General features: G+C 72.7%; 20 protein-coding genes and 1 pseudogene. 12 read left to right on the top strand and 9 right to left on the bottom strand.

Annotated elements, in window-relative coordinates; all coding sequences use genetic code 11:
* Positions 1-4 precede the first annotated feature (4 nt).
* Positions 5-319 (bottom strand): STAS domain-containing protein, encoded by a 315-nt coding sequence (locus AC2CHE_RS10515; RefSeq protein WP_484504708.1) that lies wholly within the window; start codon positions 317-319, stop codon positions 5-7.
* 94 nt (positions 320-413) lie between these two features.
* Between AC2CHE_RS10515 and map the strand changes: the two genes are divergently transcribed.
* Together map and AC2CHE_RS10505 are read left to right on the top strand one after the other, a co-directional pair.
* Positions 414-1,271: a type I methionyl aminopeptidase gene (gene map / locus AC2CHE_RS10510; RefSeq protein ID WP_484504707.1), complete on the top strand. Its 858-nt coding sequence runs from the start codon at positions 414-416 to the stop codon at positions 1,269-1,271.
* The gene (locus AC2CHE_RS10505; protein WP_484504706.1) at positions 1,268-1,984 is read left to right on the top strand and encodes a VIT1/CCC1 transporter family protein; all 717 of its coding nucleotides are present in this window, start codon (positions 1,268-1,270) and stop codon (positions 1,982-1,984) included. The genes map and AC2CHE_RS10505 overlap by 4 nt, the downstream gene beginning before the upstream one ends.
* Position 1,985: 1 nt before the next feature.
* Here the strand turns inward: AC2CHE_RS10505 and AC2CHE_RS10500 are convergent, their stop codons facing one another.
* The 7 genes from AC2CHE_RS10500 to AC2CHE_RS10470 all read right to left on the bottom strand — a co-directional run bounded on the left by AC2CHE_RS10500 (position 1,986) and on the right by AC2CHE_RS10470 (position 8,401).
* Entirely contained in the window at positions 1,986-2,705 is a 720-nt protein-coding gene (locus AC2CHE_RS10500; RefSeq protein WP_484504705.1) for a nucleotidyltransferase domain-containing protein, read from the bottom strand.
* 96 nt (positions 2,706-2,801) lie between these two features.
* A complete protein-coding gene (locus AC2CHE_RS10495) occupies positions 2,802-3,281 on the bottom strand; it encodes a nitroreductase family deazaflavin-dependent oxidoreductase (RefSeq protein ID WP_484504704.1) in 480 nt (159 codons plus the stop codon).
* 27 nt (positions 3,282-3,308) lie between these two features.
* Positions 3,309-6,035: an FtsX-like permease family protein gene (locus AC2CHE_RS10490; RefSeq protein WP_484504703.1), complete on the bottom strand. Its 2,727-nt coding sequence runs from the start codon at positions 6,033-6,035 to the stop codon at positions 3,309-3,311.
* Complete coding sequence (locus tag AC2CHE_RS10485; RefSeq protein ID WP_484504747.1) at positions 6,032-6,736, bottom strand: ABC transporter ATP-binding protein; 705 nt, start codon at positions 6,734-6,736, stop codon at positions 6,032-6,034. Before AC2CHE_RS10485 ends, AC2CHE_RS10490 begins: the two co-directional genes overlap by 4 nt.
* A gap of 110 nt (positions 6,737-6,846) precedes the next feature.
* Positions 6,847-7,428 (bottom strand): PadR family transcriptional regulator, encoded by a 582-nt coding sequence (locus AC2CHE_RS10480; RefSeq protein ID WP_484504702.1) that lies wholly within the window; start codon positions 7,426-7,428, stop codon positions 6,847-6,849.
* Positions 7,429-7,514: 86 nt separating this feature from the next.
* A complete protein-coding gene (locus tag AC2CHE_RS10475; RefSeq protein WP_484504701.1) occupies positions 7,515-7,946 on the bottom strand; it encodes a ferritin-like domain-containing protein in 432 nt (143 codons plus the stop codon).
* Complete coding sequence (locus AC2CHE_RS10470; protein WP_484504746.1) at positions 7,943-8,401, bottom strand: hypothetical protein; 459 nt, start codon at positions 8,399-8,401, stop codon at positions 7,943-7,945. Before AC2CHE_RS10470 ends, AC2CHE_RS10475 begins: the two co-directional genes overlap by 4 nt.
* A gap of 220 nt (positions 8,402-8,621) precedes the next feature.
* Between AC2CHE_RS10470 and rimP the strand changes: the two genes are divergently transcribed.
* The 10 genes and pseudogenes from rimP to AC2CHE_RS10420 all read left to right on the top strand — a co-directional run bounded on the left by rimP (position 8,622) and on the right by AC2CHE_RS10420 (position 18,467).
* Positions 8,622-9,263, top strand: coding sequence for a ribosome maturation factor RimP (gene rimP, locus AC2CHE_RS10465; protein ID WP_484504700.1), 642 nt, complete (start codon positions 8,622-8,624; stop codon positions 9,261-9,263).
* The gene (nusA, locus tag AC2CHE_RS10460) at positions 9,260-10,303 is read left to right on the top strand and encodes a transcription termination factor NusA (protein ID WP_484504699.1); all 1,044 of its coding nucleotides are present in this window, start codon (positions 9,260-9,262) and stop codon (positions 10,301-10,303) included. The genes rimP and nusA overlap by 4 nt, the downstream gene beginning before the upstream one ends.
* Before the next feature lie 16 nt (positions 10,304-10,319).
* Positions 10,320-10,650, top strand: a pseudogene (locus AC2CHE_RS10455) (YlxR family protein).
* Positions 10,651-10,743: 93 nt separating this feature from the next.
* Complete coding sequence (gene infB / locus AC2CHE_RS10450) at positions 10,744-13,719, top strand: translation initiation factor IF-2 (protein WP_484504698.1); 2,976 nt, start codon at positions 10,744-10,746, stop codon at positions 13,717-13,719.
* Between the two features lie 91 nt (positions 13,720-13,810).
* A complete protein-coding gene (locus AC2CHE_RS10445; protein WP_281566502.1) occupies positions 13,811-14,104 on the top strand; it encodes a DUF503 domain-containing protein in 294 nt (97 codons plus the stop codon).
* Positions 14,105-14,235: 131 nt separating this feature from the next.
* Positions 14,236-14,733, top strand: a complete 498-nt coding sequence (gene rbfA / locus AC2CHE_RS10440) for a 30S ribosome-binding factor RbfA (protein ID WP_281566503.1) — start codon at positions 14,236-14,238, stop codon at positions 14,731-14,733.
* A gap of 155 nt (positions 14,734-14,888) precedes the next feature.
* Positions 14,889-15,890 carry a DHH family phosphoesterase gene (locus AC2CHE_RS10435; protein WP_484504745.1) on the top strand — a complete coding sequence of 334 codons (1,002 nt, stop codon included), beginning with the start codon at positions 14,889-14,891 and terminating at the stop codon, positions 15,888-15,890.
* 96 nt (positions 15,891-15,986) lie between these two features.
* Positions 15,987-16,394, top strand: a complete 408-nt coding sequence (locus tag AC2CHE_RS10430; protein WP_484504697.1) for a hypothetical protein — start codon at positions 15,987-15,989, stop codon at positions 16,392-16,394.
* Positions 16,394-16,603, top strand: a complete 210-nt coding sequence (locus tag AC2CHE_RS10425) for a DUF6186 family protein (protein ID WP_484504744.1) — start codon at positions 16,394-16,396, stop codon at positions 16,601-16,603. Before AC2CHE_RS10430 ends, AC2CHE_RS10425 begins: the two co-directional genes overlap by 1 nt.
* 532 nt (positions 16,604-17,135) lie before the next feature.
* Positions 17,136-18,467, top strand: a complete 1,332-nt coding sequence (locus AC2CHE_RS10420; protein WP_484504696.1) for an MATE family efflux transporter — start codon at positions 17,136-17,138, stop codon at positions 18,465-18,467.
* Here AC2CHE_RS10420 and AC2CHE_RS10415 read toward each other — a convergent pair.
* Positions 18,456-18,788: a hypothetical protein gene (locus AC2CHE_RS10415; protein WP_484504695.1), complete on the bottom strand. Its 333-nt coding sequence runs from the start codon at positions 18,786-18,788 to the stop codon at positions 18,456-18,458. The two genes, AC2CHE_RS10420 and AC2CHE_RS10415, sit on opposite strands and share 12 nt — an antisense overlap.
* Between the last annotated feature and the right edge of the window lie 73 nt (positions 18,789-18,861).

The raw sequence follows: 18,861 nt of genomic DNA, 5'->3' as shown, positions 1-18,861 counted from the left end.
CGGCTCAGGCCGGGTGCAGCCAGGGCTGAGTCGCCAGACCGGCGATCTCCAACACCCGACTGACCTGTCGGGACGGCAGCACCGTCAACGCGTCCGGGTAGCGGCCGGCGAGCCGGACCACCGCGTGGATGGCCGCCGAGTCGAAGAAGGTGACCGCCCGCAGGTCGAGCGTCACCCGGCCGGCCGGTTCGCGTAGCACGGTCTGGAGCATGGTGTCGGCGGTCGCCATGTCGACCTCGCCGGTCACCACCACGCTCAGGTGATCACCATCGGTCTCCGCGTTGGCGGAGAAAATGGGAGGTGCGCCCCCTTGATCCACGCAGACACCTTGACACAGTGCTGGTGGCAGGGCAACAACCCTCCGGAGCGGCCGGTGGTGGGGGTCACTGTGCGGGCGGCGATAGGCTTGTGTCATGACCGTCCGTGCGCCGCTGACCCCTGGCACGCTCTCCCCGTGGCGGCCGGTGCCCGCCCACATCCCCCGCCCGGAGTACGTCGGCAAGAAGGCCCCCCGGCCCTGGCAGGGGTCGCACGTGCAGACACCGGAGACCATCGAGAAGATGCGTCTGGCGGGGCGGATCGCCGCCCAGGCGGTGCAGTTGGCGGGCGAGCACTGCAAGCCCGGCGTTACCACTGACGAGATCGACCGGGTGGTGCACGACTTCCTCGTCGACAACGGGGCCTACCCGTCGACCCTGGGCTACCGGGGCTTTCCGAAGTCCTGCTGCACCAGCCTCAACGAGGTGATCTGCCACGGCATCCCCGACTCGACCGCGCTCGTCGACGGCGACATCATCAACGTCGACGTCACCGCGTACATCGGTGGGGTGCACGGCGACACGGACGCGACATTCTGCGTCGGCGAGGTCGCCGAGGAGAACCGGCTGCTGGTCGAGCGGACGCACGCGGCGATGATGCGGGGGATCCGGGCGGTCGCACCGGGTCGGCAGATCAACGTGATCGGCCGGGTCATCGAGTCGTACGCGAAGCGCTTCGGCTACGGCGTGGTCCGCGACTTCACCGGCCACGGCATCGGCGAATCCTTCCACAGCGGGCTCTACGTGCCGCACTACGACAGCCCGCGCCCCACCGACGTGATGGAGCCCGGAATGACCTTCACCATCGAGCCGATGATCACTCTCGGCACCTACCAGTACGACCTGTGGGACGACGGCTGGACGGTGGTCACCAAGGACCGGAAGTGGACCGCCCAGTTCGAGCACACCGTGCTGGTGACCGAGGACGGCCACGAGATCCTGACGCTGCCGTGACCGAGACCCCTGCGGCGCTGCGTGAGCACCATCACGCCGACGTGTCCGGCGGCTGGCTGCGCCCGGCCGTGTTCGGGGCGATGGACGGCCTGGTCACCAACATCGCCCTGATCGCCGGTGTCGGCGGCGGTGGGGTCTCGCCCCGCACCATCGTGCTCACCGGCACCGCCGGCCTGGTGGCCGGAGCCATCTCGATGGCGCTCGGTGAGTACACCAGCGTGCGGTCGGCCAACGAGCAGATCGCCGCCGAGGTGGCCAAGGAACGCCAGGAGTTGGAGCGTCACCCGGAGGCCGAGGCCCGCGAACTCGCCGACATGTGGGTTGCCCGGGGACTGCCCGAGGGCCTCGCCGTCCAGGTCGCCGAGGCGGTACGCCGGCACCCGGAGCAGGCGCTGCGCATGCACGTGCAGGAGGAGTTGGGCGTCAACCCGGACGAGCAACCGAACCCGTGGACGGCGGCGCTCTCGTCGTTCCTCTGCTTCTCCGTCGGCGCCCTGGTGCCGCTGCTGCCGTACCTGCTCGGGGCGACCAGCCTGGCTCTGGCCCTGGCCGTCGGTGGGCTCGGCCTCTTCGTCGCCGGTGCGGTCGTCGCCCGGTTCACCAACCGCCGGTGGTGGTCCGGCGGGCTGCGCCAACTGCTGCTCGGCGCCGCCGCAGCGGTGGCGACATACCTGATCGGCGCGCTGATCGGGGTGCCGGGCGGCCTCGGCTGAGTCAGCCGTCGAGCAGGTCGTCGATGGTGCCGTCGACCGGGCGGCCACGGGCGGTGAGTTCCGCCGACTGGCGGGCCAGCACCGCACCCACCTCGGTCATGTCCGCCCCGGCCAGCCCGGTCCGCCGTACCGCGTCGCCCGGATCCCGAAAGTAGGTGCGGTTGAGCAGCCCGCTGACCGTGGCTGCGCCGAGCCGGGCCTCGCCGAGCATCAGCAGGGCCTGGTCCGTCTCGTACCACTCGGCCAGCCGGGCGGCCCTGGCATGCGCGGCGCTGCCCCGGTACCACGCCCTGCGGGCGGCCGAGGTGAACTCGGCCGGGCGCGCCCGGGCCAGTCGGCCGAGGTGCTCGTCGCGCAGGGTGGCCAGCCATCCGGTCGGGTCGTGCAGAGCCCGCGTGGTCACGTAGCGGTCGGCGGTCAGCGGCCACCGGCTGGTCAACTGCCGGGCCTGGCGCAGCCGCTCCTCGGCGGCCCCGACGGTCAGGTCGACAAGTACGCCGTCCACCCGACGGGTCGCCGCCGGAGGGCCGGTGCCGGGCCGGTAGGTGACCACCAGCATCCCGACCTCACCGTCGCCACCACCGTCGTCGTCGCCGTGGGCCAGCGGACCGTGCACCGCGACCGCGAGCACCTCGGCCGGGAACCGCCGCCGGACGGCGACGGCGACCCGCTCGGCCACGTCCCAGCGGGGATCGTCCCGGTGTTCCTGGACACCGCCCACGCCGACCACCCCGCGTTCGCGCCACCCACAGCGACCTGTCGGTCACGCACACCCTAACGCCTGTGTCGGTGCCCTCGGTCGAGCCGCGACGGGGGGTCAGGCATGTCGGGTGTCGTCGGGCACCAGGCGGAAGATCCAGATCTCCCGGCCGGCGGCCCGCTCCACGTACGTCTCGTAGGCCGGCCACTCGTCGACCAGCAGCCGCCACAGCCGGTCGCGTTCGGCGCCGGTGGCCACCTCGGCGCGTACCGGGATCCGGTGCCCCTTGACGTCCACCTCGGCCCTCGGTTCGGCGAGCAGGTTCAGCGACCACGCCGGCTGGTGGGCCTGGCCCCAGTTCGACCCCACGACCACGTAACCGTCGCCGTCGGGGGAGTAGAGCAGCGGGTTGCTGCGTGGCCGACCAGACTTGCGGCCGGTCGTGGTGATCACCAGCGACGGTACGAGCCCGAAAGCCACCACCCGGCCCCGGGTCAGCCGCCCGACGGCCCGGTCGACGGGTACCAGCAGCCGGATGGTGGCGCCGAACCAGCGGCGCCGGCCGACCCGGCGGGTGAGGCTTTCCAGCACGGACATCCGCACAGTCTGGGGGTGGGGTGCCGGTCAGTCCAGACGGCGTTCCATCGGTAGCCGGGACCGGGTGAACAGCGCCGCGCCGAACATCGCCACCAGCGGTACCGCCACCAGCACACCCAGGGTGAGCCAGGGCATCACCAACGGGTAGGGCGGTTCGATCGGCCAACTGTCGGCGTACCGGCGGTTGGTGAAGGCCAGCACGATCAGGGCCGAGGCGAGTCCGGCGACGATGCCCAGTGTCGAGCCGAGCACCGCGATCAGGCCAGCCTGGCAGAGTGACAGCAGCCGGCGTACGGCTGGTCCCGCGCCGACCGCGGCGAGGGTGGACAGGTCGGCCCGTCCCTCGGCGGCGGCCAGACCGGTGGCGATGCCAGCGGCGCCGACGGTGACCACCGCGGAGACCGCCGCCAGCAACAGCAGCAGTGGCCGGGTGTCGTCGTGGTCGTGGTTGCGCTCCACCGAGACCCCCGCGAAGCCGAGCGGACGAAGGGCGGCGGCGAGTTCGTCCTGCCGCTGCTGGTCCGGTGGCTGCTGAGCGTCCAACGCCCAGCCGACCTGCCAGGTCGTCATCTTGAGTCGGTCGGCGGCGGCGGGGGAGAGCAGCAGCCAGTGCTGACCGAATCCGGTGTGCAGCGCGCGTCCGGGGACGGTGGCGGTGTCTGTGGGCCGCTTCTCGTCGCCGTGCACGACCCGGAGATCCAGGCGGTCGTCGCGCAGGAAGCGGGCGTCGGTGACCACCGCGCCGCCCGAGCGCAGCGTGGCGGTGGCGGCCTCGACCTCGGCCGGTTCGACCCCGGTGAGCAGCGGCAGCGTGGCGCCGTCGTCCACGGCGACCCGCAGGTACGGGCCGTGGGGCTGGTCGTCGCTGTGCTGGCAGCGGGGGTCGGCGCGGGCCCGCAGCTGGTCGGCCGCGGTGAGTGGCCGGTACGGCTGCCAGGGGCAGACCCGCTCGGCAGGCATGGTGGCGGTGATCGTGCAGGCGTAGAAGTCCGGCGCGCAGCCGGCCGCCACCAGCGGGGCGATGGTGCCGGCGCCGAGCAGCTTCCGCGCCGGGCCGCTGACCTCGTCGAGGGTGGGCGGGCGGTCCGACGCGGGATCTCCGCTGGTGGTGACCAGCACGGTGCGTTCCGGTAGCAGCGGCTGGTTCCGCTGGTCGGCGCGGGCGTTGTCGCTGGCCAGGAAGAGGCCGAGGGCGACGCTGCCGGCGACCGCGGCCATCACGGCGGAGATGGCCGGCGCGGCCGACGCGCGGTTACGGCTGGCGTCGCGGACCGCGATCCGGGGGGCCAGCGGCAGGAACCGACCGAGCCGGGCCAGCAGGCCCACAAGCGTCGGGGTGGCGAACACCAGACCCAGCTCGCCCAGGACCAGCCCGCCGAGGATGACCGGCTGCGAGGTGAGGACCGCGCCGCTCGCGGCCACGACGGTTCCGCCGGCGGCCAGCGCGATGCCGATGGCGAGCCACCGGCGTCGGTGCACGGGTGGGGTGCGCCGTCCGGCGAGCCCGGCCACCACGTCCTGCCGGGCGGCCGTCCACGCCGGTGCCAGCGCGGCCAGGATTCCGGCCAGCACCGCGACCAGCGCGATCACGACCAGGGCCGCGGGCCAGACGCGGTAGCCGCCGAACCGCTGCGAGAAGACGAACTCCTCGACCAGAGGCCGGCCGGCGATGGCGGCGGTCACGCCGAGCACGATCCCGGTCACGGCACCGACCCCACCCAGCACCACGCCGTCGGCGAGCACCACCCGGCGCAGCTGCACCGCGTCGCCACCGGCGACCGCCACCAGAGCCAGTTCCCGTCGCCGACGGCGTACTCCGACGGCGAACGCCGGCCCGACCAGCAGCACCACTTCGAGCAGGCCGAGTCCGCCGACGAGGACGCCGGTGCTGACCGCATCCACGGTCATTCCGCCCATTCGCGAGTCGACGTACGGGGACAGCTTTGCGTGCGGCGCGGGTACCCGGGCGACGACCACGACGCCGTTGTGGTTGAGCCGCCGGAAGACGTCCTCGGTGAGCGGGACGGACAAATCAGCCAGGAAGACCTCGTCGGGGTGGGTCTCCGGAGGTGCCCCGGCGGGGTGCAGGATGACCATCGCGTTCAGTTGCTCGGGGAGTTCGGCCACGCCGACGACCGTCCAGGTGCGGCTGTCGTCCGCGGCGGCGACCTGGTCTCCGAGGTCGACACCGAGGCTGCGTCGAGCGGCCAGGTTCACCGCGATCTCGTCGGCGGTGGCCGGCGCCCGGCCCCGGTGGATCCGGGCGAGGCCGTGCCCGAGCGGGTCGGTCAGGTCGATCGCGGCGGCGGCGATGTCGTCGCGGATCCGGTTGCCCTGCCAGGCGCTGAACGGCACCCAGCGACGGAGCGGCAGCACCCGGCTGCCCTCGGGCAGCAGCGCGGCGAAGTGCTCCGCGGCGACCGGGGCGGTGAGCGGCTGGTCCCGGTCTCCCGAGGTCCAGCCGCTGCCGTCGGGGCTCTGCTCGACCGGGCCGCGCCCCACCACCCGGAGCTCCGCGTCGGCGCTGCCGAGCCGACGGTCCAACTCCTCGCTCGGGGTCAGCCGGGCCATGTCGACGCTGACCGCGACGAAGCTCAACGCCAGCACCGGTAGGATGATCATCGCCAGCACCAGGGCGGTACGCCCGCGGGCCCGTCTGGCCTCCCGTCGGGCGATGCGCAGCGCGGCCCGCCACGATCCGAGCGTTTCGGCCAGCCGTGCACCGCTGGTCGGCCGGGACGGTCGATAGCTCACCGGCCGCTGCCGCTGAGCAGGGCCTCCACGCCGGTCAGCGGGGCCGTCGAGTCGACCGTCACGCCGTCGCGCAGGAACACCACCCGGTCGGCCCAGGCCGCATGGCGCGCCTCGTGGGTCACCAGCACACCGGCGGCCCCCGCGTCGACCCGGCGGCGCAGCAACCGCAGCACCGCCTCCCCGGTCTGCGAGTCCAGCGCGCCGGTCGGTTCGTCGGCCAGCACGAGGCGCCGCTGCCCGACCAACGCCCGGGCGATGGCGACGCGTTGCTGCTGACCACCGGAGAGCTGGTCCGGGAACCGGTCACCCGACTCCGACAGGCCCACCTCGATCAGCGCGTCGAGCGCCAGCCGGCGAGCCGCCCGTACCCCGGTGCCGTCCAGTTCGAGGGGGAGAGCGACGTTCTCCACCGCGGTCAGGCTGCCGATGAGGTTCAGGTTCTGGAAGATGTACCCGATGCGGCGGCGACGCAGCCGGGCCAGCCCGCGCCGATCCAGGGCGTGCAGCGGCTGCCCCTCGACGCGCACCTCACCGGCGGTCGGGCTGTCCAGTCCGCCGGCCAGGGCGAGCAGGGTGGACTTGCCGGAACCGGATGGGCCCATCACGGCGACCAGTTCGCCGGGCCGGACGGCCAGGCTCACCCCGCGCAGAGCGTGTACCGCCGCCGGTCCGCTGCCGTGGGTGCGGTGCACGTCACGCAGGTCGAGTACGGCGTCGCCGGCTGGTTCGGGGCCGGCTCTGGGTGAGGTCGCGGCGGCGTCGGACGCGGCCCGCGGGCCGGGGGCGGCTGGCTCACGGCCCCCGGGTGCGGTCACCGTCGTGCCTCCTCACCACTGTGGCCCACCGCCTCGGAGAGGGGCGCTGGGCTGGCGGCCGGGGGGCGGTGCCGGACCAGGCTGCTCTCGCAGTGGTCGAGCCAGCGCACCTCGGCCTCGGCCTGGAACACCATCGCGTCCAGCACCAGCCGCCAGGGCAGATCCTCCGGACGGTCGCTGGAGTACTTCAGCCTGGTCAGCTCCTGCAACGTACGCATGGTGGCGGTCCGTTGCGTCTGGACCACCGCGCGGACGTCCACGCCGGGGGTGGTCAACGCCAGCGCCAGCTTGATCGCCAGTTCGTCGCGTGGGCGGTCGCTGCGGCTGATCGGCGTGGCGAACCACAGGGTCAGGTCGGCGCGCCCGGCGTCGGTGATCTCGTACGGACGTTGTCCGGCCTCGCTCTCCGGCAGCGACCTGACCAGACCGTTTCGCTCCAACCGCGACAGGGTGGTGTAGACCTGCCCGATGTTCAGCGGCCAGGTGGCGCCGGTCGACTCCTCGAAGGCGGCCCGGAGCTGATAGCCGTACATCTGCCCGCGTTCGAGCAGGGCGAGCAGGCCGTGGCGGATGGACATGGACCGGAGTATGCATACCTGGTATGCCGACCGCAACCGGCGCGGACGTGAGTTCGCCTACGCCCGGTACGTCAGCCGGTCCCGATTCAGCCGGGGCGGCCCGGGAACGGCACGGTCACCGGGGTGACCCCAGCGCTGCGCCGCCAGCGGGTCGCCCGTACCGCGTACTCCACCAGGGCGGCCAGGGCGCGATCCCGCTCGGCGCCGGAGCTGACCGGCAGCGCCGCACGCCAGAAGGCCGCGGTACGCTCCTCCACCTGCACGGCGAGGCGCAGCGCGCTGGCCCGGTCGGTCACCGGGAAGGGCAACGCGTATCCGGCCCGATCCGGCGGGACACTGCCGCCGCCGGTGCTCAACTGCACCACCAGGGCGTCCCGGCGGGCCCGGTGGGCGGCTTCCGCCTCCACCGCCGCCTTGCGTTCGGCGCCGCTCAGTCGTACCCCGACGGGACCGTAGGCCCAGATGGCGGCGTACTCGGCGGTCAGGGCGCCGGCGAGCGCCTCGGTGGATTCGCTCATCGCAGCGCCTCCAGGTGGGTCGCGCGGGCGGCGGCGATCGAGCCGAGCAGCGCGACGCGCTCGGCGGGCGCGGCCGCGCAGGCCCCGATCGCCGACTCCCGACCGGCGCGTTCGGACTTCCGCAGCTCGGCCAGCGTGGCCGAGCCGGAGCGATCCGTCGGCGGCGTGCCCGACGGGACGACAGTGGGCGTGGCGGAGGCGGTCGCCGCACCGGTCAGCTCAGCCAGCTCTGCGGCGTGCGCCTCGTGCGACTCGGCAAGTGGGAGCAGCCGGGCGGCCAGATCGGGGTGAGCGGTGGCGGCGGCGCGTAGTCCCGCCGCGAGCCGCAGCGACTCGTCCAGCAGCGGCGCGAGCGGATCGGGTTGCGGCGGTGGCTCGTCGCGGTCGAGCAGGCCGCAACCGGTCAGCGGAGCGGCGGCCCCGCCGAGCGCCAGCAGCGCACCGGCCCGTAGCAGGCCGCGTCGGGAAAGTGCGGACGATTCGTCCTGCCAAGTCGTTCTGCCCATCGCCACCGGACAAGTCAACACCATCGCCGTGACGGGTGTCCGGCGGTGGCGCTCGGTGCGCCGCCCGGGCCGTCGTCCGGGCGGCGCGTTACGCTCTGCGCAGCCACCGGCGCGTCCGCACCGGTGGCGTGCCGGCATGGCGTCGGCGAGCAGCGGAAGGGTTCTTCGGATGACGCAGCGTGGCCGTGCCACCAGGACGACGGGGCGACCCCGCGGTGGCCAGGCTGCACGCCCGGGTCAGACCTCCCGTGGTGACCTCGGCGCCCGCCGCGAGCGGCTGCGTTCGGTGATCGCGCCCGTGGTGCAGGCCGCCGGCTACGACCTGGAGGATCTCACCGTCGCCCGAGCCGGGCGCCGGCACGTCGTGCGGGTGATCGTCGACGCCGACGGCGGCATCGACCTGGACGCGGTGGCCGACGTGTCGCGCGCGGTCTCCACCGCCCTGGACGCGGCCGAGGAGAGCGGCGGTGACCTCGTCGCGGGCGAGTACCAGCTCGAGGTCAGTTCGCCGGGCGTGGACCGCCCGTTGACCCTGCCCCGACACTGGCGGCGCAACGTGGGTCGGCTGGTCCGGGTGACGGTCCGCGGCGGCGCGTCGGCCGGGCAGCCCGGGGGTGACCGGCAGGTCACCGGCCGGGTGGTCGACGCCGACGCCGAGCGGGTGGTGCTGGAGACCGACGCGGACCGCGGGGAGTGGGTCTACGCCGACCTCGGCCCGGGCCGGGTGCAGGTCGAGTTCACCCGCCTCGACGAGCTGGCCGAATCAGAAGACGTCGACGACGATGACGATGTGGAGGACGAGGAGAGGTGAACATCGACCTCGCGGCGCTGCGCGCACTGGAGCGCGAGCGGGAGATCCCGTTCGACACGATCCTCGCGGCGATCGAGACCGCGCTGCTGACCGCGTACCGGCACACCGAGGGTGCCCAGACGCACGCCCGGGTGGAGATCGACCGGAAGACCGGCGCGGCACTTGTCTACGCCCAGGAGCTGGGCGCCGAGGGCACCGTGGAGCGGGAGTGGGACGACACCCCGCACGACTTCGGCCGGATCGCCGCCATGACCGCCAAGCAGGTGATCCTCCAACGGCTGCGGGAGGCCACCGACGAGGTGCACTTCGGTGAGTACGTCGGCCGCGACGGTGACCTGGTCACCGGGGTGGTGCAGGCGCACGAGGCGCGGGCCGAGAAGGGCATCGTCACCGTCGACCTGGGCAAGCTGGAGGGTGTGCTGCCGCAGTCGGAGCAGGTGCCCGGCGAGCGGTACACCCACGGCGAGCGGATCCGTTGCGTGGTGGTGCACGTGGCCAAGGGAATGCGTGGTCCGCAGATCACGTTGTCCCGTACGCACCCGAACCTGGTGAAGAAGCTCTTCGCCCTGGAGGTGCCGGAGATCGCCGACGGCACGGTAGAGATCGGCGCGATCGCCCGCGAGGCGGGTCATCGTACGAAGATCGCGGTGCGCTCCACCGCGGCCGGGGTCAACGCCAAGGGCGCCTGCATCGGTCCGATGGGTCAGCGGGTCCGGGCGGTGATGAGTGAGCTCCACGGAGAGAAGATCGACATCATCGACTGGTCGGACGATCCGGCGACCTTCGTCGGTAACGCGCTCTCCCCGGCCAAGGCGCTGCGCGTCGAGGTGGTCGACCTGGCCAACCGAGCCGCGCGGGTGACGGTTCCGGATTTCCAGCTGTCGCTCGCGATCGGGCGGGAGGGGCAGAATGCCCGACTTGCTGCCCGACTGACCGGTTGGCGGATCGACATTCGCTCCGACGCCGAACCGGTCACGCCCGCCGGGCAATCCGAAGCTGATCACGTCCGGGAACCGGGCGGAGCGGTGTCGGGTAGCTAGGGGTAGACTTCCACCAGTGGCACGACGCGCGCTGCCGGAGCGCACCTGTGTGGGTTGTCGACGGCGCGCACCGGCCAGTGAATTGCTGCGGATCGTCGCGATTGGCGACGAGGCTGGGTTCAGCCTCCGACCCGATCCGGCCCGCAGACTGCCGGGTCGGGGAGCGAACATGCACCCGGATCCGGCCTGCTTCGCGCAGGCAGTGCGGCGTCGTGCCTTCGGGCGCGCGCTGCGCGTCGCCGGGGTTCCGGATGACGGGGCCCTCGCGGAGTACCTGACGCGTCAACCACCACGTCCGGTCACCCGACCGGACGAGGGCCGCTAGCAAGGTAGGACGACCGACATGAGCACACGATGAAGTCCCAGAAATGATCAGGCTTCAAGTGCACGAGTGAGGTCGCTGCGGGTGCTGCCCGCACGACCTCGGAGTGAGGAGTGCAGTGGCAGGTAAGGCCCGCGTACACGAGCTTGCAAGAGAGCTCGGGGTCGAAAGCAAGACCGTACTCGCCAAGCTCAAGGAGATGGGCGAGTTCGTCAAGTCCGCGTCGAGCACCGTAGAGGCGCCTGTCGCCCGACGGCTGCGCAGCGCGTTCGTCGCCTCGGGTGGCCCCGGTGCCCCGGCGGCTGCGCCGCCGGCCGCACCGGCTCCGACGGCGGCAGCACCGACCCCGTCGCCGACCCCCGGCGAGCCTCGGGTCACCGCCAAGCCGACGCCGCCTCGGCGTCCGGCGGTGCCCGGGCCGAAGCCGAAGGGCCCGGTGCCCGGTCCGCCGCCAGCGGCGGCCCCGGTCGCCAAGCCGGCGAGTGCTCACGACATCGAGGTGGCCGCCGCCGAGGCGCGTGCCGCCGCGTTGAAGGCTGAGCAGGAGGCCGCGGTCAAGGCCGCCCAGGCCGCCCGCCAGCAACAGCGGGAGAACGTCCGCCGGGAGCCCCCGGCCGACGGTGGTGCCCGTCCGGGTCCCCGACCCGGTCCCGGCACGATGCCGCCCCGCCCGGGTTCTCCGGCCGCGGGTCGACCCGGTGCCACCAACCCGGGTCCGGGCGGCCGGCAGGGTCGCCCGCCGGCGCGCGGCGCCGGTAACAACCCGTTCGGTATCCAGGGCAGCCAGCAGCAGCGGCCACCGGCCGCTGGTGGTGGTGGGTCCCGGCCCAGCCCGGCCTCGATGCCGCCGCGGCCCAGCCCGGCCTCGATGCCGCCCCGACCCAGCCCGGCCTCGATGCCGAGCCAGCGTCCGGGTCGTCCCGGTGGTCCGGGTGCCGGTCGTTCCGGTGGCGGCGCCGGTCGTCCGGGTGGCGGCGGCGGTGGCGGTGGCTACCGTGGCGGTCCCGGCGGCGGCGGTGGCGGTGGCTACCGTGGCGGTCCCGGTGGCGGCGGCGGTGGCGGTGGCTACCGTGGCGGTCCCGGTGGCGGTGGCGGTGGCTACCGCCCGGGTGCGCCGGCCGGTGGCGGTGGTCGTCCCGGTGGCGGCGGCCGTGGCCGTGGCGGCGGCGCCGCGGGTGCCTTCGGGCGTCCGGGTGGCAAGCCGACCCGTGGTCGCAAGTCCAAGAAGCAGCGCAGACAGGAGTTCGACAACCTGTCGGCTCCGACCATGAGCTCGGGTGCTCCCCGGGGTCAGGGGCAGACGGTACGGCTCTCCCGTGGCGCCTCGTTGTCGGACTTCGCCGACAAGATCAATGCCAACCCGGGTTCGCTGGTCCAGGAGATGTTCAACCTGGGCGAGATGGTCACGGCGACCCAGTCGTGCTCCGACGACACGCTGCTGCTGCTGGGCGAGCACCTCGGCTTCAACGTGCAGATCGTCAGCCCGGAGGACGAGGACCGCGAGCTGCTCGCGCAGTTCAACATCGACCTCGACGCCGAGGTCGCGGAGGACCGCCTGGTCAGCCGGGCGCCGGTGGTGACCGTCATGGGTCACGTCGACCACGGTAAGACCAAGCTGCTCGACGCGATCCGTAAGGCGAACGTCGTCGCCGGTGAGGCCGGAGGCATCACCCAGCACATCGGTGCCTACCAGGTCCACGTGCCGCACGAGGGCGAGGACCGTGCGGTGACCTTCATCGACACCCCGGGCCACGAGGCGTTCACCGCCATGCGTGCCCGTGGTGCCCAGGTGACGGACATCGTGATCCTGGTGGTCGCGGCCGACGACGGTGTCATGCCGCAGACCATCGAGGCGTTGAACCACGCCAAGGCGGCCGAGGTGCCGATCGTGGTCGCGGTCAACAAGGTCGACAAGCCGGAGGCGAACCCGGACAAGGTCCGCCAGCAGCTGACCGAGTACGGCCTGGTCGCCGAGGAGTACGGCGGCGAGACCATGTTCGTCAACGTGGCCGCGAAGCCCGGCACCGGCATCGAGGAACTGCTCGAAGCGGTGCTGCTCACCGCCGACGCGTCGCTGGAGCTGACCGCTCCGACCGACGGGCCGGCGCAGGGTGTGGCCATCGAGGCGCACCTGGACAAGGGCCGTGGTGCGGTCGCGACGGTGCTGGTGCAGAAGGGCACCCTGCGGGCCGGCGACTCGATCGTCGCCGGTGGGGCGCACGGCCGGGTCCGGGCGATGCTCGACGAGAACGGCAACCAGCTCACCGAGGCGGGTCCGGCGCGTCCGGTCATGGTCCTCGGTCTGACTGCGGTGCCGGGGGCGGGCGACACCTTCCTCGCTGCGGCGGACGACCGCACGGTGCGGCAGATCGCCGAGCAGCGGCAGGCCCGTCGGCGGGCGGCGGCGTTCGCCAACTCCCGTGGCCGGGCCACCCTTGAGACGCTCATGGAGCAGCTCAAGGAGGGCGAGAAGACGTCGCTCAACCTCATCCTCAAGGGCGACGTCTCCGGTTCGGTGGAGGCCCTGGAGGACGCGCTGTTCAACCTCGACATTCCCGAGGAGGTTCAGCTCAAGGTCCTCGACCGGGGCGTCGGCTCGATAACCGAGAGCAACATCATGCTCGCGAGTGCCTCGTCCGAGCCGGTCACGATCATCGGCTTCAACGTGCGGGCCTCCAACAAGGTCCGCGAGATGGCCGACCGCGAGGGCGTGGAGATCCGGTACTACACCGTCATCTACCAGGCCATCGAGGAGATCGAGGCGGCGCTCAAGGGCCTGCTCAAGCCGGAGTACGAGGAGGCCGAGCTCGGCACTGCGGAGATCCGCGACGTGTTCCGCTCGTCCAAGATCGGCAACATCTCCGGTTGCATCGTCCGGTCGGGTGTCATCCGGCGGAACGCGAAGGCGCGCCTGCTGCGCGACGGCACGGTCGTGGCGGACAACCTCACGATCAGCTCGCTCAAGCGGTTCAAGGACGACGCGACGGAGGTCCGGGAGGGCTTCGAGTGTGGTCTGACTCTGGGCGGTTACAACAACGTCCAGGTCGGCGACGTGATCGAGACCTTCGAGATGCGGGAGAAGGTTCGCGCCTGATCCTGCGGTGACGCACTGGTCAAGGGGTTTACGCCGGCCGGCGTAAACCCCTTGATCATGCGGGGTGGGGTGCGAGTAGTGTCCCCAGACGATGTACACCGCAACCGCAGTATTCGACCTGCTGCTACCGGGCGACTCCCGGTCGCTGAAGGCCAAGAGATCGTACGTACGGCCGATCGTCGCGGCGCTCCGCCGGTTCGACGTGTCGGCAGCCGAGGTGGGGGCGCTCGACCTGCACGGACGAGCGGAGATCGGCGTGGCGGTGGTCGCCGCCGAGGCGGCACACGGCCGCGAGGTGCTCGACTCGTGCGAGCGGCTGGTCGCGAGTCGTCCGGAGGTCGAACTGCTGTCGGTGCGCCGCCGGTTGCACGGCGACGACGACTGAGCCGTTGGCCGCCGCCCCGCACGCCGGGGCGGACGGCGCGGGTAGGGTTCGAGTGTTGGGGTCGGTGCGGGCTCCGGTGACGCCGGCGTCGCCGGTCCCGGCCGGTAGCGGACGCCGTGGAGGTGGCGGAGATGACGGATGCGGCCAAGGTGCGCCGGCACGCGGAGCGGGTACGCGAACTGGTCGCGTCGGTGGTGCGGAGTCAGATCAAGGATCCCCGACTCGGCATGATCACCATCACCGACGCCCGGATTACCGCCGACCTGCGGGACGCCACGGTCTTCTACACCGTGCTCGGCGACGCGGCGGCCCAGGCGGGCACCGCCGCCGCGCTGGACAGCGCCAAGGGCATGCTGCGCAGCACGGTCGGCAAGGCGCTCGGGCTGCGCCACTCGCCGACGCTGACCTTCGTCTTGGACGACGTCCAGGATCAGGTCAAGCACATCGACGACCTGCTCGCCGCGGCCCGCAACGCCGACGCCGAGGTGCAGCGCCTGGCGGCGAGGGCCGAGTACGCCGGTGAGGCACAGCCCTACCGCCTCGACGAGGACGAGGACGAGGACGGCGCCGACGACGAGGACGAGCCCGGCGGGACCGTTGACGATGCCCGGGGCGGGGATCGTCGGTGACCGCTCCCTCCGGTGGTGCCGTGACCGAGCCGGATCCCGCCGTGCGGCGGCAGCCCGGCACCGGCCGGGCCGCCGACGGCCGGCCGGCCCCGGTGACGCCCGCCGCCGGTCCGCACGGCCCGGTCGAACCGGGCGAGTCGAATCTCTCCGCGCCGGTGTCCGCCGGGCCGACCGAGGCCGACTGGACCGCTGCGGTGACCGCGATCCGCCAGCTGCCCGCCGACGCTCGGGTGCTGCTGATCTGCCACGTCAACCCGGACGGCGACGCGCTGGGCAGCATGCTCGGCTTCGCGCTCGGGCTGCGGCGACTCGGCGTACACCGATTGCAGGCCACCTTTCCCGGCCCGCCGGAGGTGCCCGAGCCGCTGTCCGGTCTGCCCGGTCTGGAGCTGCTGGTGCCGGAGGCCGAGGTGGTACCCGAGCCGGACCTGGTCATCTGCTTCGACGCGGCGAGTGAGTCGCGCCTCGGTGAGCTGGCCGACCGGTTGACCGGGAAGGCCACCGCGCTGGTGCTCGACCACCACGCCTCGAACTGCGGCTTCGGCGACGTGAACCTGGTCGACCCGGCGGCGGCGGCGACCTCCGTGCTCGCCGAGCAGCTCCTGGACCGCCTCGGCGTGCCGCTGGACGCCGGCATCGCCGAGTGTCTGTACGTGGCGCTGAGCACCGACACCGGATCATTCCGGTTCGACGCGACCACCCCGGCGGTGCACGAGATGGCGGCCCGGCTGTTGGCGACCGGTATCCGTCCGGGTGACATCTCGCGGCGGGTGTTCGACAGCCGGCCGTTCGGCGCGGTGCGGCTCTTCGGCGAGGTGCTCGGGCGAGCCCGGCTGGAGCCCGACGAGGCCGGCGGGCAGGGCCTGGTCTGGACGTACGCGACCCTGGACGACCTGGCCCGCCACGAGCAGCGGCCGTACGTGCTGGAGGCGCTCATCGATCCGGTGCGCTGCACCGCCGAGGCCGACGTGAGCTGTGTGATCAAGCAGACCGCGCCGGCCGTCTGGGCGGTCTCCCTGCGCAGCAAGGGGGCGGCGGACGTGAGTCGGGTGGCCGTTGCGCTCGGCGGCGGTGGGCACCGGTTGGCCGCCGGCTTCACCGGTCGGGGCACCGTGGACGAGGTCATCGAGCAGATCAGGAGCCAGTTGCGGGCGTAGGGCCCGAGGAGCGGCACCGACCAGCAGGGGTGATTTCAGGGTCAGCTCCGGGGCGTCGGCGCTTCGGCACCTGGACAGGGCGGGGAGAATCGGGTGATGGAGCAGCCCCACGATCTCACCGTCGAGGCCCCTCGCAGCTGGGAGCGGCCGGTCGTCTGCGTACCGGTGCTTGTCGCTCTCTCCCTGGTGGGCGGCCGCTTCACGTCTTTTTCGACCGAGGCGAACGTCTATGTGTTCGGTGCCGGTGGGGTGCTGATCTGGCTCGGCCTGACCAAGCGCGTGCAGGCCCGTCCGGCGCCCGAGCGGTTGCCACTCGGCGCGGTCTGGTGGGCGCTGCCGGTGGTGGTCTTCGGGATCTTCGAGGGCGTCACTTTCATCGCGGCGGCCGGTGACGACTTCCCCACCTTCTCGCTGCTGGCCGACCCGCTGCTGGAGGACCGCCTGGTCCGTTCCGCGGCCTGGTTGGTGTGGCTGTCGGCGTTCTGGGGGCTGGTTCGGCGATGATGCGGGCGTTGGCGATCGGCGGTTTCCTGCTCGGGATGGCGCTGTTCGGGCTGGTCGAGTGGCTGGCCCGACGGGAGGGCTCGAAGCTTCCGACCCTCGGCGAACTCTGTGCGTACGTCATGCGGTACGAGGTCGGTCCGGTGCCGGTGGGCCGGATCGGGCTGCTCGGCTTCTGGTGGTGGATCGGCTGGCACTTCCTGGCTCGTTGACGGAATATCGACCCGTCCAGATTGCGGGAACAGGGCGCACCATGTGGACCTGAACGATAACTTGGGAAGCGGCTGGTGCCGCTTTCGGCGCAGGTCAGGGGCGGAGCCATATCCGGTGCCGCTCCACTCCAGGGTTCACCGACCCGGGCCACCAGGCCGCCCATCCGCCGCTCCGGCGACCCCGGTACCGGCTTTCGGGCGACAGTCGTAGCACTGCCCGTGACGCGCCGCCGCGTTCGGTGGACGCGTGCCCTGGAAGGGGTTTCACCATGGCCGCCAAGCCCAAGCCCGAGACCACTGACGAGGCCCGTGAGCAGGCCCGCCGCGCCCTGCAGACCTCCATGGACACCCGTCAGTGACGGTGTTCGACCGGCGGTGACGTCCCGCCGCCCACGCGTACCACGTCACCGCCGGTCCGTTCGTCCTTCCGCGTCGTTGAGCCGGACCGGCACCGTCCCCGCGTGACGATCGCCAGGGGTAAGTGGTAAGCAGCCTTGCTGCCCTTACACCTCGCGTGTCACCATCGGCGGCGATGAGTCAGCCGACCACTGCCACCGACCGGGTCGCGTCGCCGCGCCGGATCGCCGCGCTCGCCCTGCCCGCCCTGGTGGTGCTCGCCGCCGAGCCGCTCTACGTGCTCGTCGACACCGCGGTCGTCGGTCACCTGGGCCGGGTGCCGCTGGCGGCGGTGGCCGTGGGCGGCACCGTGATGACCCTCACCGCCTGGCTGGGGACCGTGGTCGCGTACGGCACGACCGGTCGCGCGGCCCGCCGGTTCGGTGCCGGGGACCGCGCCGCCGCGGTGGCCGAGGGGGTCCAGTCCTCCTGGTCGGCCCTTGGCGTGGGGCTGGCCGTCGTCGTCGGCATGCAGTTCGGCGGTGGTGCCCTGGCGGGTGCCCTGGCCGGCGGTGGTGAGGTGGCCGTCGGCGCCGCCGAGTGGCTGCGTGTCGCCGCGTTCGGTGCCCCCGGGCTGCTGCTCGCCGCCGCCGGTAACGGCTGGCTGCGGGGTGTGCAGGACACTCGCCGCCCGCTGCTCTTCGTGGTCGGCCCCAATGTGCTCTCCGCAGTGCTCTGTCCGGTGCTGGTCTACCCGGTCGGCCTGGGGCTGGTCGGCTCAGCAGTGGCGAACGTGATCGCGCAGACCCTCTCCGGCGCGCTCTTCGCCGCAGCCCTGGTGGCCGAGCGGGTGGCGCTGCGCCCGCGTCCCCGGATCATCGGCCAGCAACTGGTGCTCAGCCGGGACCTGCTGATCCGCGGGGTGGCCTTCCAGGCCAGCTTCCTGTCCGCCACGGCCGTGGCCGCCCGGTTCGGTGCCGCGACGGTCGGCGCCCACCAGATCGCCGTACAACTCTGGTTCTTCGCGGCGCTGGTGCTCGACGCGCTGGCCATCGCCGCGCAGGCGCTGGTCGGGGCGGCGCTCGGCGGTGGTGACGATGCGACGGCCCGGGCGCTGGCCCGCCGGATCGGCCGGCTGGGCGCGATCTGCGGTACGGCGTTCGCCGTGCTCGCCGCGGCCGGTGCCACCGTGGTGCCCACCTGGTTCACTCCCGATCGGGCGGTCCACGAACAGGCGCTGGTGGCCTGGCCCTGGTTCGCCGCGATGCTGCCGCTGGCCGGGGTGGTGTTCGCCCTCGACGGCGTGCTGATCGGGGCGGGTGACATCCGCTATCTGCGCAACCTCACCGTGGGCGGTGCGCTCGGCGGATTCCTGCCGGCGATCTGGCTGGCGTACGCCCTCGATCTCGGGCTTGGTGGCATCTGGGCCGGACTGATGCTGTTCACCGTGATCCGCCTGATCGGGCTGCTGCTGCGATTGCGCAGCGGTGCCTGGGCGGTGATCGGCGAGGAGCGTCTACCCGCCTGATAAGACCTTTCCGTACAGCGCGTAGATGACGAGCAACAGCGCCAGGCTCGCCACGAAGGAGACGAGCAACGCGATGATCTTCATGGTGTTGGGGTAGCGCTGACGCAGGGGCTGCCGTCGCTGCCAGGCCCACCAGCGGCGCCGGACCGCCCCGGCACCGGGCAGCGCGGCCACGCTCTCGGCGAGGCGGGTGCCCAGCGTGCGTCTCGCCGGTGGCGGATTCAGCATCCAGTCCGGCAGCGCGCTGGGCTGCTCGGGCGTACGCATGCGGACCCTTTCGTCGGGCCGGCGCGTTCGATCGGGACTGCGGTCCGTGGTCATCTCGTTCTCCCCGTGGCCTGCCGGCGCGGCACTCACCGTCGCCGATGGGTCCATCGTGTCAGGGGAGTCCAAG

The organism is Micromonospora sp. ATLC16 (assembly GCF_057196645.1).
The sequence above is the reverse complement of the archived record's forward strand: the minus strand, read 5'-3'. Positions and strand labels throughout refer to the sequence as shown.

Coding starts and splice junctions, on each gene's coding strand:
- map (WP_484504707.1), top strand. CDS start 414: ATGACCGTCCGTGCGCCGCTGACCCCTGGCACGCTCTCCCCGTGGCGG.
- AC2CHE_RS10495 (WP_484504704.1), bottom strand. CDS start 3,281: ATGTCCGTGCTGGAAAGCCTCACCCGCCGGGTCGGCCGGCGCCGCTGG.
- AC2CHE_RS10480 (WP_484504702.1), bottom strand. CDS start 7,428: ATGTCCATCCGCCACGGCCTGCTCGCCCTGCTCGAACGCGGGCAGATG.
- AC2CHE_RS10475 (WP_484504701.1), bottom strand. CDS start 7,946: ATGAGCGAATCCACCGAGGCGCTCGCCGGCGCCCTGACCGCCGAGTAC.
- rimP (WP_484504700.1), top strand. CDS start 8,622: ATGACGCAGCGTGGCCGTGCCACCAGGACGACGGGGCGACCCCGCGGT.
- AC2CHE_RS10445 (WP_281566502.1), top strand. CDS start 13,811: ATGTACACCGCAACCGCAGTATTCGACCTGCTGCTACCGGGCGACTCC.
- rbfA (WP_281566503.1), top strand. CDS start 14,236: ATGACGGATGCGGCCAAGGTGCGCCGGCACGCGGAGCGGGTACGCGAA.
- AC2CHE_RS10430 (WP_484504697.1), top strand. CDS start 15,987: ATGGAGCAGCCCCACGATCTCACCGTCGAGGCCCCTCGCAGCTGGGAG.
- AC2CHE_RS10425 (WP_484504744.1), top strand. CDS start 16,394: ATGCGGGCGTTGGCGATCGGCGGTTTCCTGCTCGGGATGGCGCTGTTC.
- AC2CHE_RS10420 (WP_484504696.1), top strand. CDS start 17,136: ATGAGTCAGCCGACCACTGCCACCGACCGGGTCGCGTCGCCGCGCCGG.
- AC2CHE_RS10415 (WP_484504695.1), bottom strand. CDS start 18,788: ATGACCACGGACCGCAGTCCCGATCGAACGCGCCGGCCCGACGAAAGG.